16 protein-coding genes are annotated in these 15,557 nt (G+C 67.1%); 10 read left to right on the top strand and 6 right to left on the bottom strand.

The features are described from left to right. The first annotated feature begins 15 nt into the window (after window positions 1–15). Complete coding sequence (locus BLW38_RS07760; RefSeq protein WP_092816656.1) at window positions 16–1,005, top strand: 5,10-methylenetetrahydromethanopterin reductase; 990 nt, start codon at window positions 16–18, stop codon at window positions 1,003–1,005. A gap of 65 nt (window positions 1,006–1,070) precedes the next feature. Here the strand turns inward: BLW38_RS07760 and BLW38_RS07755 are convergent, their stop codons facing one another. Beyond that, window positions 1,071–1,289, bottom strand: coding sequence for a hypothetical protein (locus tag BLW38_RS07755; protein WP_092816654.1), 219 nt, complete (start codon window positions 1,287–1,289; stop codon window positions 1,071–1,073). A gap of 152 nt (window positions 1,290–1,441) precedes the next feature. Here BLW38_RS07755 and BLW38_RS07750 point away from each other — a divergent pair, with 152 nt between their 5' ends. From BLW38_RS07750 to BLW38_RS07730, 5 genes are all read left to right on the top strand, one after another. After that, window positions 1,442–3,313 (top strand): site-2 protease family protein, encoded by a 1,872-nt coding sequence (locus BLW38_RS07750; protein WP_092816652.1) that lies wholly within the window; start codon window positions 1,442–1,444, stop codon window positions 3,311–3,313. Between the two features lie 50 nt (window positions 3,314–3,363). Further along, window positions 3,364–4,845, top strand: a complete 1,482-nt coding sequence (tgtA, locus tag BLW38_RS07745; RefSeq protein WP_092816650.1) for a tRNA guanosine(15) transglycosylase TgtA — start codon at window positions 3,364–3,366, stop codon at window positions 4,843–4,845. Window positions 4,846–4,988: 143 nt separating this feature from the next. Then, window positions 4,989–6,212, top strand: a complete 1,224-nt coding sequence (gene pan2 / locus BLW38_RS07740; protein ID WP_092816648.1) for a proteasome-activating nucleotidase Pan2 — start codon at window positions 4,989–4,991, stop codon at window positions 6,210–6,212. A gap of 111 nt (window positions 6,213–6,323) precedes the next feature. After that, window positions 6,324–6,824 (top strand): pyruvoyl-dependent arginine decarboxylase, encoded by a 501-nt coding sequence (locus BLW38_RS07735; protein ID WP_092816646.1) that lies wholly within the window; start codon window positions 6,324–6,326, stop codon window positions 6,822–6,824. A gap of 131 nt (window positions 6,825–6,955) precedes the next feature. After that, the gene (locus BLW38_RS07730) at window positions 6,956–7,339 is read left to right on the top strand and encodes a DUF5811 family protein (protein WP_092816644.1); all 384 of its coding nucleotides are present in this window, start codon (window positions 6,956–6,958) and stop codon (window positions 7,337–7,339) included. A gap of 36 nt (window positions 7,340–7,375) precedes the next feature. Here the strand turns inward: BLW38_RS07730 and infB are convergent, their stop codons facing one another. Continuing rightward, entirely contained in the window at window positions 7,376–9,169 is a 1,794-nt protein-coding gene (infB, locus tag BLW38_RS07725; RefSeq protein WP_092816642.1) for a translation initiation factor IF-2, read from the bottom strand. A gap of 182 nt (window positions 9,170–9,351) precedes the next feature. Between infB and BLW38_RS07720 the strand changes: the two genes are divergently transcribed. Continuing rightward, complete coding sequence (locus BLW38_RS07720) at window positions 9,352–9,597, top strand: PRC-barrel domain-containing protein (RefSeq protein WP_092816640.1); 246 nt, start codon at window positions 9,352–9,354, stop codon at window positions 9,595–9,597. Next, entirely contained in the window at window positions 9,597–10,055 is a 459-nt protein-coding gene (locus BLW38_RS07715) for an NOB1 family endonuclease (protein WP_092816638.1), read from the top strand. The genes BLW38_RS07720 and BLW38_RS07715 overlap by 1 nt, the downstream gene beginning before the upstream one ends. A 40-nt stretch (window positions 10,056–10,095) precedes the next feature. Here BLW38_RS07715 and BLW38_RS07710 read toward each other — a convergent pair whose 3' ends face one another. Continuing rightward, window positions 10,096–12,300 carry an ATP-dependent DNA helicase gene (locus tag BLW38_RS07710; RefSeq protein WP_092816636.1) on the bottom strand — a complete coding sequence of 735 codons (2,205 nt, stop codon included), beginning with the start codon at window positions 12,298–12,300 and terminating at the stop codon, window positions 10,096–10,098. Window positions 12,301–12,495: 195 nt separating this feature from the next. On the opposite strand from BLW38_RS07710, the gene upp reads away from it, so the two are divergent. Beyond that, a complete protein-coding gene (gene upp / locus BLW38_RS07705) occupies window positions 12,496–13,173 on the top strand; it encodes a uracil phosphoribosyltransferase (protein WP_092816853.1) in 678 nt (225 codons plus the stop codon). Between the two features lie 81 nt (window positions 13,174–13,254). Then, window positions 13,255–13,473 (top strand): DUF7569 family protein, encoded by a 219-nt coding sequence (locus tag BLW38_RS07700; RefSeq protein WP_092816634.1) that lies wholly within the window; start codon window positions 13,255–13,257, stop codon window positions 13,471–13,473. 275 nt (window positions 13,474–13,748) lie between these two features. Here the strand turns inward: BLW38_RS07700 and BLW38_RS07695 are convergent, their stop codons facing one another. From BLW38_RS07695 to pspAB, 3 genes are read right to left on the bottom strand one after another with little or no spacing between them, the layout of a single operon-like run. Beyond that, complete coding sequence (locus BLW38_RS07695; RefSeq protein ID WP_092816632.1) at window positions 13,749–14,399, bottom strand: IMPACT family protein; 651 nt, start codon at window positions 14,397–14,399, stop codon at window positions 13,749–13,751. Then, on the bottom strand, window positions 14,396–14,938 hold the full coding sequence (locus tag BLW38_RS07690; protein ID WP_245710099.1) for a hypothetical protein: 543 nt from the start codon (window positions 14,936–14,938) through the stop codon (window positions 14,396–14,398). Before BLW38_RS07690 ends, BLW38_RS07695 begins: the two co-directional genes overlap by 4 nt. A gap of 5 nt (window positions 14,939–14,943) precedes the next feature. After that, the gene (gene pspAB, locus BLW38_RS07685) at window positions 14,944–15,549 is read right to left on the bottom strand and encodes a PspA-associated protein PspAB (RefSeq protein ID WP_092816630.1); all 606 of its coding nucleotides are present in this window, start codon (window positions 15,547–15,549) and stop codon (window positions 14,944–14,946) included. Between the last annotated feature and the right edge of the window lie 8 nt (window positions 15,550–15,557).

Below are 15,557 nucleotides of genomic sequence, written 5' to 3'. Positions count from 1 at the left end.
GGCTCGTGATTGATTATGCTTGGAATCGAACTCACTCCGGAGGAGGAACTGGATCGACTCATCGACCGCGGCGTCGCAGCGGAGGCTGCCGGCTACGACGCCGTCTTCTCGACGTGTCACTACAACAACCGCGACCCGTGGGCGTTCCTGTCCCGGCTGGCGGCCGAGACGACGACGGTTCGGATCGGCCCCGGAGTCGTCAACCCGCTCGAGACGCATCCGGTCACTCTCGCCTCGCGGGTCGCGACGCTCGATGAGGTTTCGGACGGCCGCGCGGTCTTCGGGATCGGTCCCGGCGATCCGTCCACGCTCGCGAACCTCGGCCTCGGCGACCAACGCGGCCTCCGGCCGGTGCTCGAGGCGTTCACGGCGGCACGGCGACTCTGGGATGGCGACCGGATCGATCATGAGGGGACCTTCGAGGCGACCGACGCCGGCCTCAACTACGAGCCGCCACAGGGGTCGGACCTGCCGGTCTACGTCGGCGGCGAGGGGCCGCATATGTGCCGTATGGCCGCGAAACACGCCGACGGCCTGCTGTTCAACGGCTCGCACCCCGACGACTTCCGCTGGGCACGTGATCAGGTCGAACGGGGGCTTGCGGATCGCCCAGCCGATCGCGGCGAGTTCGATCTGATCGGCTACGCAAGCGTGAGCGTCGACGCCGATCCCGACGCAGCTCGGGACGCCGCCCGCCCCGCGGTCGCGTTCATCACCGCCGGCGCGGCGCCGCCGGTGCTCGATCGACACGGGATCGACCACGGAACGGCCGACACGATCGGCACCCTCGTCAGTGCCGGACAGTTCTCCGAAGCCTTCGAGACGGTGACGCCGTCGATGATCGACGCGTTCAGCCTCGCCGGATCGCCGGCGGAGCTTCGTGAACGCGCGGACGAAATCGCGGAGTACGCTGACGGACTCGTCGTTGGATCGCCGATCGGTCCGCACGTCGACGCAGCGGTCTCCGACGCCGCGGCGGCACTTCGAAACGTCTTTTCAGAGTGACTCGGCGAACGTGAACCGACTGCGGTGACGATGCCTGTCGGGAACGGTTACTTTCTCGGGAACGGTTACTTTCTCGGGGACGGGATCTGTATGCCGACCGTGCTCGCCAGCGCGCCGACAGCGAGGTAGGCGATCGCGGCGATCGATCCGACGATCAGCACCTGTCCCACGAGGAACGCGACGATCGAGAGCGGGTCGCCGCCGGCCACCACGTTCTCGATGAAGATGCTTGCCAGTTGGTACACGCCGAAGACCAGTTCCGCGAGGAACTCGACCGGTGTCATATCTCACGCTATGGCGGTGGGGTATTTGGGTGTTGTTGATGGGCACGGCGGCCTCGGAAGCGGTGTCCGCACGGTCCGTTCCGACCGTTCGTTCCAGTCGACCCGTGTCGGCGATCGAACCCCTTACCCGGGACGCATCCGAACACTCGCCAATGAGTTCCCTGTTGTGGATCCTCTTGGGGGTGCTCGCGTACACCGCGGCGGCGGCGTGGCTGGACAACCGTGGGCTGCTCCCCGAGTCGGTGCGGGTTTCCGGGCCGATGACGACGATCCACACGAAACGCGGGAAGGCCATCCTCGACCGACTGTCCGCGCCGAAACGTCTCTGGCGAGCGGTCGCGAACGTCGGCGTCGGCGTCGCGCTCGTGATTATGGTCGGGACGTTTCTCCTGCTGATCGCGAACGCGCTTAGCGTGCTCTCGAACCCGCCGGAACCGACCGGCATCAACACCCCCCAGAACGTCCTCATCATCCCCGGGGTCAACGACTTCCTCCCGCTCTCGGTCGCCCTCGAGATCGTCTGCGGGCTGCTCGTCGCCCTCGTCGTTCACGAGGGGGCACACGGACTCGTCTGCCGCGTCGAGGACATCGACATCGACTCGATGGGACTCGCCTTGTTCACCCTCGTTCCGGTCGGGGCGTTCGTCGAACCAGACGAGGAGTCGACCGGGCGGGCGAACCGCGGCAGTCGGACCCGGATGTTCGCGGCCGGCGTCACCGCGAACTTCATCGTCGTGCTCGTGACCTTCGGACTGCTGTTCGGTCCCGTTGCGGGTGCCGTCTCGGTCGCACCCGGCGCGGCGATCGGCGGCGCGTATCCCGGATCGCCCGCTGCGGAGGCCGGTATCGGTCCGGGCGATCGGATCGTCGCCGTGGGCGGCGCTCCGGTCGACAACGCCACCGACCTCTCCCGTCAGCTCTCCGAGAACACCGACGACCGCATCACCGTCACGCTACACGACGGCACCGACCGGACCATCGATCGATCGCTGCTCGTCACCGGCGTCGCGGAGACGTCGCCGCTTGCCGGCGATGGGGGGCTGGCCGTCAACGACACGATCACGGCCGTCGACGGCGATCCGGTCACCACTGAAGCGGCGTTCCGTGAGGCCGTCGGCGACGACCACGTCGCGACCATCGAGACGGCAAACGGAACGACCGTCGAGGGTCCGATCGGCGCGCTCACCGTCGTCGTTCCCGATGGACCGCTCAACGCCACCGCGGGCGCCCCGGCCGGCGAGGACGTCGTCATCACCGCCGTCGGTGACGATCGCGTCGTCGATGGGGCAGACCTCAGCGCGGCGATCGATGCGCGGGATCCCGGCGAGACGGTCACGATCGTCGGCTATGTCGACGATGACCGCGAGGAGTTCACGGTCACGCTGGGATCGAACGTCGGCGACGGCGCCGCAGCGGGAACTGATGAGAACGCGACGCCGGCCGGCGGGGATGCACCGACGGGTGAATCGTCGCCCGATGACGCGTCGGCTGGCGACCGGTCGACGGGCGATGCCTACCTCGGGGTCCAGATCGCGGCCGGATTCTCAGGCGTGTCGATCGATAGCCTCGGCGTGACCGACTACCCGGCTGCTCAGTACCTCTCGATGTTGACCGGCACGGCGAGCGACACGTTCCTCGGCACGCTGCTGTTGATCACCGTGTTGCCGTTCTACTCCATCGTCGATCCGAGCGTGCAGTACAACTTCGCGGGCTTCGTCGGGACGAACGTCCAGTTTTACGATGTGACCGGGCCGCTGTCGGCGCTCGGCGATCCCGCCGTCTTCCTCGGCGCGAACGTGCTCTTCTGGACCGGGTGGATCAACCTCCAGCTGGCCTTCTTCAACTGCATCCCGGCCTTCCCGCTCGATGGCGGTCGGATCCTCCGGACCGCGACCGAGGCGGTCGTTTCGCGGCTCCCCGTGGACGCAAAGCCCCGTCTCACCCGGACGATCACCACCGGTATCGGCGTGACGATGCTCGTCGCCCTGCTCGTGATGCTGTTCGGCCCCGTGGTGCTCGGCTAATCGGGAGCGCCGAACGCAACCCTTACCGCCCGCCCCGACGCAGACGCGATATGCGCGAGCAGTTCGAGATCCGGGACCACGACGGCGCCGGCCGTCTCGGCCGCCTTGCCGTTCCGCGGGCCGGCGTGACCGTCGAAACCCCGGCCCTCCTGCCGGTGATCAACCCGAACGTGCTCACGATCGATACCGGCCGCCTCCAGTCGACGTTCGGCGTCGATGCCCTGATCACCAACTCCTACATCATCCATAGCACCGACCGCGTTCGCGAACGAGCGCTCGAGGAGGGGCTCCACGATATGCTGGGGTTCGACGGCGCGATCATGACCGATTCCGGGTCGTTCCAGCTCGCGGAGTACGGCGACATCGACGTCACGACCGCCGAGATCGTCGAGTTCCAGCACGCGATCGGCTCCGACATCGCCACGCCGGTCGACGTCCCGACGCCCCCCGACGTCGACCGCGATCGTGCCGAAGCCGACCTGGAGACGACCGAGACGGCACTGGCGGACGCTGCCGCCATTGATACCGGGGAGATGCTCGTCAACGCCCCGGTTCAGGGGTCGACGCACCCCGACCTCCGTGAACGCGCCGGCCGCCACGCCGCCGCGACGGGCCTCGACGTCTTTCCGATCGGCGCGGTCGTCCCCCTGATGAACGGCTATCGGTACGCCGACGTCGTCGACGTGGTGATGGGGGCGAAACGCGGGCTCGACCCGGACTGTCCGGTGCACCTGTTCGGCGCCGGCCACCCGATGATGCTCGCGCTCGCGGTCGCCTGCGGCTGTGACCTGTTCGACTCGGCGGCCTACGCGCTGATGGCTCGCGATGGTCGTTATCTAACGGTTTCGGGTACCGAACACCTCGAGGAGCTCACGTACCTGCCGTGTTCCTGCCCGATCTGTGCCGAGCACACGCCCGCGTCCCTCCGTGACGCCGAGGACGCACGGCGGGAACGACTGCTTGCCGAACACAACCTCCACGTCACCCTCGAGGAGCTCCGCCGGGTCAAGGAGGCCGTTCGGTCCGGCACCCTCCTCGAACTCGTCGAACGCCGTGCCCGGGGTCACCCGGCGATGTGGGACGGCTATCGGGCGCTGCTCGACCACCGTGACCAACTCGAGGCGACCGACCCCGTCTCGAAGGGGACGTTCTTCTCGCTCTCGGCCGACTCCGCCCGTCGCCCCGAGATCGTACGCCACCACGATCGACTCGGGCGATTGTCGGTTCCCGAATCGCTCCTCCTGACCGTCTCGAAGCCACCCTCGGACCACGACTACGACGCCGTGTGGCGAGTTAGGCCCCCGTTCGGACCCATCCCGCCGGCGCTGTCGGAGATCTATCCGTTGACCGCTGAGACACCATCCCGTCCGAACGCCGCGCTGCGACGCGCCGCCGTCGACGGCGTCGCTCGACTCGCGACGGACCACCCCGACACCGCGATCACGTTCGCACACGACGGCTGGGAGGAGACGGTGCTCGACCGGCTCCCCGAATCGGTCGCACTCGAGAACCTCGCGACGATCGGACGCTGATCCAACCGCTCGTCGCACGGACGCTGACTCACGACGATCGTCGCACCGATCGTCGCACTGGTCACATTCTACGCCTGGTCCGTCCGGAAAACGGGCCGTGACCCAAAGGCACATGTACGCCGAAACCGTACCACCGGCAACGAATGTCCCACAGTCCGTCACTGCCGGACCGTCCCCGCCTCGAACTCGATCCCGAGATGAGCGATGGGGAACGGCTCGAAGCGATCCGCAAGCACTTCCGGCGGATCGTGCAGGTAAACGACGAGATCGAACAGCGGCTCGAGGACGCCGAAAGCCGCCGGTCGGAACTCCAGCGCGACGTCGACGAACTCAAACGGGAGAACGAGGTCCTGAAGACCTCCTCGCTGTACATCGCCTCCGTCGAGGAGTCCACAGAGGACGGCGTCGTGATCAAACAGCACGGCAACAACCAGGAGGTGCTCACCGAGGCGGCCTCCTCGGTGTCGGCCGATCTCGACCCCGGTGACCGCGTGGCGATCAACGACTCCTTCGCCATCCAGACCGTGCTCGACGACGAAACCGACGCGCGGGCACAGGCGATGGAGGTTGACGCCTCGCCGGACGTGACCTACGAGGACATCGGCGGCATCGACGACCAGATCCGTGACGTCCGTGAGGCCGTCGAGGATCCCCTTGAAAACCCCGAAACGTTCGAAACGGTCGGCGTCGAGCCGCCAAGCGGCGTCCTGTTGCACGGGCCGCCGGGCACCGGCAAGACGATGCTCGCGAAGGCCGTTGCCAACGAGTCCGATGCCACCTTCATCAAGATGGCCGGCTCCGAGCTCGTCCGGAAGTTCATCGGCGAGGGGTCACGGTTGGTTCGTGACCTCTTCGAGCTCGCGGCCGACCGCGAGCCCGCCGTGATCTTCATCGACGAAATCGACGCCGTCGCGGCCAAGCGGACGGACTCGAAGACCTCCGGCGACGCCGAGGTCCAGCGGACGATGATGCAGTTACTCTCCGAGATGGACGGCTTTGACGACCGCGGCGAGATCCGGATCATGGCCGCGACTAACCGGTTCGATATGCTCGACGAGGCGATCCTCCGGCCGGGCCGCTTCGACCGCCTCATCGAGGTCCCCAAGCCCGACGCCGAGGCCCGCGAACGGATCCTCGAGATCCACACCGAGGGAATGAACGTCGCCGACGACCTCGACCTCTCCGGGCTCGTCACGGACCTCGAGGAGTTTAGCGGCGCGGACCTCGCCTCGCTGGCCACCGAGGCCGGGATGTTCGCGATCCGCGACGGCCGAACCGAGGTGACCCGATCCGACTTCGAGGACGCCGTGGAGAAGCTCGACTCGGCGGAGGAAACCGCGGACCGCAACATCCACTACCAATACTGACCGTCTCGCGTGCCCCGATCGGTTCTTCATCCGGGGCCACCATCCGCCGACCGGACCCGTCCGCCGATCGGTTTCGAAATCCCTTAGCACGTCGCCCGCCGATCATCGACGATGGCATCGATCCACGTCGCCGCCGGCGTCGGCGTCGCCCCGACGGCGATGGCGGCGTACGACGCGGCCCTCGCGGACGCGAACCTGCACAACTACAACCTCGTCACCGTCTCCTCGGTCGTTCCGGCCGATGCGACCGTCGAGATCGTCGACCGGGCCCCCGACCTCGGTCCGGCCGGCAACCGTCTGTTCGTCGTGCAGGCGAAACGCCTCGTCGGGCCCGACTCGGCGACCGGCGCCGCCGAGGGTGACTCCGGGACGATCGCGGCCGGGCTCGGGTGGGCGACCGGCCCGGGTCCCGGATTGTTCTACGAGGTGACCGGCGACGACCCGACGGCGGTCCGGGCGGGGATCGACGACGGTCTCGATGCGGGCGCCCAACTCCGCGACTGGGACTTGCGGGACCGGACGACTCTCGTCGAGTCGGCGGAGCCGGCCCCGGACGCACACACCTGCGTCGTCGTAATCGCGGCCTATGGGGAGTCGGAACCGATCTGCTGACCGGCTCTGCTGACCGGATCCGCTGACCGGCTCTGCCGATTGACCGAACCGTTGATCCGATCGATCTCCCGTTCCGCTCCGCGATCGCCGACGCCTTTTTGAACGCGGTGGCCCTATCGATCCCATCCTCAATGAACGGCAATAACCCGTACGCGGGATCACCGGGCGTCACCCCAGCCGGCGAACCGGACCGGGCGGCCATCGAGCTGTCCGCGACACAGGAACGCGAGCTTCGAACCGCGGTTGCCGGGATCGTCTCGCGGACGGAATCGTACCTCCCCGACAGCTACGTCGTCGGATCGGAACTCTCCGTCGGGAGCAACGGCCCGCAGGCAACCGTCGCGGTAAACCCGCCCGCCGGACATCCCGTCTCCGCCGGGTTCTCCCCCGACGTCGAGGACCTCGAGACGGGGCTGGCCGACACCGACACCGAGGAGGTCGCCAAGGGGCTCGCGGCGAGTGCGGCCCTCCAAGTAATGGACGCCGTCGGCGAGATCACGCCAACGGCGAAGTGACCGCCCTCACCGACGCGTAGCGACCGGATCCATTCTTCACTTCCCCCAGAAGGGGTCACGACTCCGCCGCTTGTCGAGGTAGCCGTGGAGCGCCTCGAGCTCGTCGGCGGTGATGTCCTCGGAGAGTTCCTGTTCGAGGATCTTCGCGTGCTTTTCGGGGATCTCCGTCCAGAGGATGTCGCCCTCCTCGATCTGGCGGCCGACGGTCGGACCGTCGATGGCGACGCTGACGCGCTCGCCCGCCCGCGCCTCCTCGACGTCCTCGCCCTGCTTTTGGATGCCCGAGAGCTGGCCTCGTCGGTCGGGCTCGCCGTTCTCGAACTCGACGACGTGGCGGTTGTTCTGGAGCGTCCCCGCAAGCACCTCGACGCCGACGACGGCGGGGTCGTTCTGCCGGAAGGTGTGGTCGGGCAGCAGGCGGAACCGCGACGGTCTGACGATCTTGTCGAGGATCGTCTCCTGTTGGGCCCGTTTGCGCTCCTCGACGAACGTGTCGTACTCCTCGATGAGCTGGTAGATGACGTCGTCGGTGAACAGCTTGACGTCGGCGGCCTCCAGCTCGTCGCTGGCGTTCGCGAGGATGTCGACGTTGAACCCGAGGATCGCCTTGTGTTCGTCCTGGTTCGCGGTCTCGGCGATCGCGACGTCCCGCGGCGCGATGTCGCCGACCTCGGCGCGCATGATCGGGATCTCGGCCTCCTTGAGCGCGCTCGCCATCGCCTCGAGCGACCCGAGCGTGTCCGCCTTGATCACGACCCCGTCCTCGGCAGTGTCGACGTCGATCTCCTCGAGTTCGGCGGTCACCTCGGTGATCACGTCGTCGATGTCCCGGTCGCGGACGACCCGGACCGGCGCACCGGCCATCGCGTCCGCGAGGTCGGGGGCGGCGATCTTCACGCCCGCCGCCGCGGCGACCGAATCGACCTTCTCGAACTGCTTTTCGGTCCGGATCTCCGCGAGCGGCTGGGGCTGTAACAGCGCCCGGATGTCCGTGACGATCGGCTCGTCCTGTCCCCCGATGACGACCTGATCGTCCGTCCGGATCACGCCGTCGTACATCACGGCGTCGACGGTGGCGCCGAAGCCGCGCTCCTCTTTCACCTCGAGGACGGTGCCGACGCCGGGGCCGGCGACGTCGATCGCCATCTCCTCCTTCATAAACCGTTGGGAGAGGCCCATCAGCACGGTCAGCAGGTCCGGGACTCCCTCCCCGGTCATCGCGGAGACGGGGACGACGCCGATGTTCTTCTGGAAGTCCTGGACGCGCCAGTAGAGGTCGGCCGAGAACCCCGCATCCGAGAGCTCGCCGATGAGCGCGTAGAGGTTCTCATCGAGCATCGACCGGGCGCGCTCGGACTGTTCCTCGTAGGTCTCCTGGATCGGCAGTCCCTCCTGGGGATTCCACCCGGCCGTCGTGTCGATCTTGTTGGCGGCCACGACGAACGGGGTTCCGGTTCGGCGCAGGATGTCGATCGCCTCCTCGGTTTGCGGCTGAAAGCCGTCGTTCACGTCGACGACCAACACCGCGATGTCGGCGAGCGCGCCGCCGCGCGCGCGCAGCGTCGAGAAGGAGTGATGCCCCGGCGTGTCGATGAACAGCAATCCCGGCAGGTCGAAGTCCTCTGGCTGGACGAGCTCGCCGGCCATCGTCGAGATCGTCGCCAACGGGATGTCCGTCGCCCCGATGTGTTGGGTGATCGCGCCGGCCTCGCCCTCGCTGACGGCCGATCCGCGTATCTTGTCGAGCAGGCTGGTCTTGCCGTGATCGACGTGGCCGAGCACGGCGACGATCGGCGTTCGAAGGGTGGTGGAGTGTGTGTCGTCGGTCATCGGAATGCCCCCGAGAAGGTTACTTACCGTGTTCGAGTCGTGGACGCCAGTTAAGTGTTTCAAAACGCGAAGGGGCGATCTCGCCCGTTTCGGGGCGCTCCCGACCACGGACCGATCGGTCCCGTCCGCCGACCGTCTGACGGCCCGTGGCGTTTAAGGTGACGCCCCGGATCGATCGACGTATGGCCGACATCCTCGCGGAGAACCTCTCGGGTAAAGCCGTGATGGGCGCCGACGGTACCGAACTCGGCGACCTGTACAACATCACGATGAACCTCAAAACCGGCGAGCTGCGAAACCTCCTGGTCTCGCCGCACGAACAGCTCGACCCCGGTCGCGTGGGCTTCTCGGCCGACGACCGAGGACGGATCGAGATCCCGGTCGGGAACGTGCAGGCCGTCAAGGACTACATCGTCGTTTCGCGGTAATGTTCGTTCTCGACTCGTCGGCATTCATCCACGAGTACGACGTCGACGGCCCCACGGCGTCGATTCCCGCGGTCCACGAGGAGCTCGACGGCGGTCACGCCCTCCGGTTCGACGCGATGGAGGGGTCGGGAATGCACGTGCACGTTCCCGACGCGGACGTCATCGCGCGCGTCGAACGCGCCGCCCGGAACTCCGGCGACGCCGACACGCTCTCGGAGACCGACGTTCGCCTGATCGCCGCGGCCGTCGAACTCGACGCCACGCTCGTCACCGACGACTACGCGATGCAGAACGTCGCCGAGCGGCTTGACGTCGCCGTCGATCCCATCGCCCGCGAGGGAATCACCGAGGAGCGCGAGTGGCTGTTTCAGTGTGCCGGCTGCGGCCGGACGTTCGACGACGACCGGGATCGATGTCCGGTCTGCGGGAGCGATCTGACCCGCAAGAACCCGAGTTGAGGTGCCGAAAGCCGGTCTTCGGGCTCGACGTTCCTCGCCCCTACGGGCTCGGCGGATCCCCGTCGTAGGCGTCGTGGTCCGTGAAGAAGTTCAACATCCCGAACTTCACCTTCTCCGGTGCGATGTCGATGAGCTCCGAACGCTCCTCGGGCGGGAACCGATCCCTGACCGAATACTTGCCCATATCGGCACCGGTGTAGCGTCGGTCGGCGAGGATCCGGGCCCCGAAGTCGTCGGGGCCCCGAATGACCCGACCGAGCGCCTGCCGCGTCTTCCTGACCGTCGGGACTTCCACGGCGTAGGTCCACCCCGGGTCGCGGGTTCCGGAGCCGTCGGCGAACGCACGGTCGTAGGCCGCCTGGACCGCCTCCATTCGGTCGGAGAGGTGTGGGTACGGGACGCCGACGACGATCACGGTTCGTGCCGCGTCGTCGTCGAAACTCACGCCCTCAGCGAGCGTTCCCCACAGCGAGGTGAAAAGCGTACAGTCGTCGCCGTCGACGAGGCGGCGGCGGAGGGTCTCCGTCTCCACGCTCGAACCGTCGAGGAGGAGCGTCCCCAGCGGACCGGATCGATCCGGTTCCGGGCGTCCGTCGATCCCGCTTTGGAGTCGTTCATAGTACCGTTCGGCCTCGGCATACGACGGGAAGAAGACCAGCGTGTTCCCCGGCGTGAACCGAATGGCGTCCCGGAGGAGTTCGCCGACCGTCCCCTGAACCTCCGGGTCCGATCGGTCCGAGGCGAAAAGCGGCGGCGTGTCGACGGCGTAGGTGACGCGGTTCGACGCCGGATACGCGAGTTCGTAGGCCAAACTCGCGACGTCCTCGAGCCCGAGCACGTCGGCGGTCACGTCGAAGGGGCGCAGCGTCGCGCTCATCAGGACCGACGCGGCGACCTCCTCGAACAGCTCGCTCGTGACCGTTCGCGGGATACAGGTGTACAGCTCCGCCCGGCCGTAGACCTCGTCGGTGGCCTCGTTGCGTCGCACGGAGACGACCGGGTACTGGCCGAACTCGGCTCCCTCCTCCATCCACGTCGCGATGAACTGTGCGGCCTGTAGGGTTCCCGATTCCTTCCGGCTCGTCGTCTCACCCTCCCGATATTGGCGGTCGTACTCCTCGTCGAACGCCCGCCCGAGCTGGACCGCGAGCTCGGCCTCGACGTCGATCCCGCGACCCGCGTATCGGTCGAGGAACGCGAGCGTGAGGTCGTCGCGACGGTCCTCGTTGGCTATCGAGACGTCCTCCCAGCGATCGCCGACCGACTCTCGCTCCCCGAACCCCAGGGCCGAATCGTACGTCTCGACGAGCGCCTCGTGGAACGCCGAGACGACGTTCTCGGCGGCCTCGGCTCGGGAGTCGTCGCTCCCGTCGATCTCCTCGAGCGCCGACTCGAGGGTGTTCTCGGTGAGCGTTCGCGTCGCGTGCTCGCGTGCGGCGTCCTCGACGTTGTGTGCCTCGTCGAACACGGTGATGATCTCCGAGGGATCCCGGTCGATCCAGCGGAAGAACTGCTCACGGATCGTCGGATCGAGCAGGTGGTGATAGTTGCAGACGACGAGGTCGACGCCCTCCATCCCCTCCTTCAGCAGTTCGTAGCCGCACAGGTCGCGCTCCTCGGCGTATTCGTAGACGTCTTCGGGCGTTCGGACGTCCTCGAAGAGCCACTCGAAGAACGCGTCCGTGTCCCGCGTGAGATTGTTGTAGTAGTGGTCACAGACGTTCGCCGAGTCGATCTCCGCGATCTCCTCGTCCAGATCGTCCAGTTCCTCCATCACGACCTCGCGCGCCTCCGCGGCCGCGGCGTCGCCGTCGCGACTCTCCGCCAGCAGTTCGCGTTGGCGGCGCTCGAGCTCGCCCTTGTCCGCCTCGGTCTCGACGAGCGACCGCGTCGTGTCCCGCAGCGTTTGACACTCCTGGTAGTCGACGTCGATGTGGCACATCGACGACTTTCCTTTGAATACCACCGCTCGGATCGCTTCCGTTCGCGTGATCGCCCGCGCGTCCTCGACGAACTGGCGCATCTGCTGGTGAACGTTCGTGGTGATGACGACCGTCCGATCGTGCTCGCGTGCGTGCTCGAGCGCGGGAACCAGCGCCGAGAGGGTCTTCCCCGTTCCGGGCGCGCCCTCGAAGAGGACGTCCTGGCCGCGTGAGAGCGCGTTCGCGACCCTATCCATCGCTTCGCGCTGGTTCGGATAGGGTTCCTCGTACGGAAAGAACCGCAGATACGCCGGATCTGACACGGTCGATGGTTCGGCGTCATCGGCTAAAAGGGGTCGGGTACCTCAGTGAAACTGGTAGCCTCTCGACCAAACTGGTGAACCCTCGACGGAACTGATCGGGGACCGAAGCGGTTCGTGGACTCGGGGACGGTCACCCTCGCGGTCGGGGACGACGAAACCGGGTTTTTAAAGATTCGGCGGCCGATATCGCCGACAATGACGATCGAAGACCGCGACGACGCCTACCTGATCACACACGCGCTGGCGAAGGATACCCTCTCGCGGCTCCGGGACGTCGAGACCGAACAGGTCGCCTTCCGGAAGGGACTCGTCAAACTCGGCCGCATCTGTGGCTACGAGATCATCGACGGCGCGATGGACACCGAGTTCGTCCCCGTCACGACGCCGCTTGCCGAGACGACCGGCGAGCGCGTGAAGGGCCTCGACGACGTCGTGATAATCAACGTGCTGCGCGCCGCCACCCCGTTCGTCGAGGGCCTGCTCAAGGCGTTCCCGCGGGCCAAACAGGGCGTCATCTCCGCGGGGCGCGACGAGGACGCCGGGATGAACGACGCCGGCGAGTTCCCGATCACGATCGACTACGTGAAGCTCCCCGAGATCACCGAGGACGACACGGTCATCATCGCCGACCCGATGCTCGCGACCGGGTCGACGATGTGTGCCGTCCTCGACCACGTGCTCTCGGAGGCAGACGGCTACGAGAACCTGTTCGTCCTGTCGGCGGTCTCGGCACCCGATGGCCTCGTTCGAGTCGGCGACGCCGCCCCCCAGGCCGACCTGCTCACCGTCTCCATCGACGACCACCTCGACGATGACGGCTTCATCGTCCCGGGACTCGGCGACGCCGGCGATCGGGCGTTCCGCACGACCTGATTCCGTTTCCGATCGGACTGGTACGCCTCCGGACGACGATCGCCCCATCCATTTTAAGAGACTGCCCGATGAGCTACCGGTATGACCGATGCGGAGCCAGACGAGCCCTGTAGCGCCTGCGGGGACCCGACGCCGGACGCGCTCGCCCGAACGATCCGGCTGAGCGTCGACCGCGCGAACATCGACACCCAGCGGCTCTGCCCCGACTGCTTCGCCGAGTGGATCGACCGGTATCAGCGGGAGATGGAGCCAGATTCCGGCGGCGTCGCCGGGAACAACTCCGACATCATCGTCGACTGAACACCACGTTTCGAGTCGAGATCCGTCCGGAGATATATACCTGATACCGCTCCAGCCGCCGTATGTCCTGACTGCCTGTCCCACGGCCGGCGAGGCGGGTGCGCGATGTCCGCCGTGGGATCTCTGTTCTCTGCCGAGCGACACCCTCACGTTCGGTTCCAGCTTTCATCGCCTGTTCGCCATTCCGACGCTCGGGATCGATCCGGCGCCGGCGCCAGCTGGCTCGTCCGATCGATTTCCGCCGAACAGCTCGATCAGTCCTCGGCCGCAGTCGATCACCCATCGATCGAGACGCGTCCGCTGGTCGCGCTCCGAAGCCGGTCCTCGATCTCCGCGACGTCCACGACCGGAACCCGAACCGCGAAGCGCACGTCGACGTCGTAGTTGGCCTCGAAATCCACGCCCACCGACTCCAGGATCCCTCGAACGGTCCCGGAGTCGTCGTAGGACGTCGTCACCGTTAGTTGCCTGTGTGGGACTTCTTCACGGATGCCGGCCGCCTCGATCGCCTCCTTCGTGGCACGTCCGTACGCCCGTACGAGCCCGCCGACGCCGAGGTTCGTCCCGCCGTAATAGCGCGTGATCACGACGACCACGTTGCGGAGATCACGGCCCTGGAGGACGTTCAGCGCCGGCTTTCCGGCGGATCCGGACGGTTCGCCGTCGTCGCTCGCGTATTCCCGGATCATCACGGAAGCGTCTCCGTGCCCATTCGACGACCGTTCCTCCGGTGGTGTCGCCGGCACACGGTACGCCGGGACGTTGTGGGTCGCGTCGTCGTATTCGGTCCGGATCGCGTCGACGAACGTCTCCGCCCCCTCGACGGACGATACCGGCCCGACGTGCCCGATGAACTCCGACCCCCGCACCTCGAAGGCGGCCCGTGCCCGTTCGGCGACCGTCAGGTACGGGTCCGGATCGGTCATTCCTCCGGTCCTGTCCGCTCAGCATCTTCTCGGAGACGCTCAAGCGCGACCGCCGTCGGCGGTGCAAGTCGGTACAGCGCGACGAACGCGATGACGCCGACGCCCTCAGCAGCCTTCCCGACGAGCGCGTACGGGTCGCCGACCAGCGCCTCGATCGGGGCCGTCCGATGCCACAGGAGGAAGCCGACGAGAAACGCCGCCAGCGTCCCGGCACCGAGGGCATACAGCCGGCGGTACTCTCCGCCTCGAACCGTCGCAACCGCGATAAGCACGGTGAACGCCGCCGCCAGGAGGAACGTGGCGGGGCGCGGGTCGGTGTCCGTACCGAAACGCGGCCACGCCCAGAGGATATGCGCCGCCGCCGAGAGGACCGCCGCTTGGACCGCGATCGATCGAAGCACCGGCTTCGGGGAGCGGTCTCGACCGCCATACCGGGTGTCGTCCCGAGGCGAGTCTCCCCGTCGACCGATCCCGTCATCGTCGGTTGCGCCGTCCTCCGCCGTCCCGGCTTCAGCAGGGCTCTCGGTTGGTTCGCCCATCCGGGTCACTCCCAGGGATGATCGCCGGACGCGTCCGGCCACAGTGGGTACCAGTAGGACTCGTCGTCCTCGACGTCGAGTTCGGACTCGAGCACCGACCGAAGCTTGAACTCGACGCGCTCGTCACGCTCGCTGGATCCGGTCGGGACGAACGGGTAATACGCCCCTCGGCGGAAGGAGTAGATCCAGTACGCACGTCGATCAGCCGTCTCGAAGCCGAACACGGCCGCAAGCAGTCGCGACCCGAATCCCGCCTCCACGAACGTGTCGGCCGCGAAGTGGACGCTCGTCACGAGGTCCTCCGGATCGTCATCCTCGAGGACGAACCAGCGATAGCCGTGGTCGTCCTCGTGCTGGTGGAAGCCGGTCCCCGTCTCCGCCTCGCCGGCGTCGAGGATGGCCTCCACGTCGTCGACGGCGTCGGCGAACGCCGTCGAGTCGACGCCGGAGAAACACAGCGCTGCCTCCCCGACGTGGTCGTACCCGAGGTCAGCCTCCATCGTCATATAGGCCGTCGACATCCCGAACAGGTCCTCGGGATCGGCGGCACGCGTGGCGTCCGACTCCGCGTTCGTGCCGAACACGGACCGGATCGTCTCGAAGAGTCCCATCTACTGTC

The sequence above is a fragment of the Halopenitus malekzadehii genome, assembly GCF_900108505.1.
In the GTDB taxonomy this organism is placed as follows: Archaea; Halobacteriota; Halobacteria; order Halobacteriales; family Haloferacaceae; genus Halopenitus; species Halopenitus malekzadehii.
Note: the sequence above shows the minus strand (reverse complement) of the source record. Positions and strands in the feature narration are given on the sequence as shown.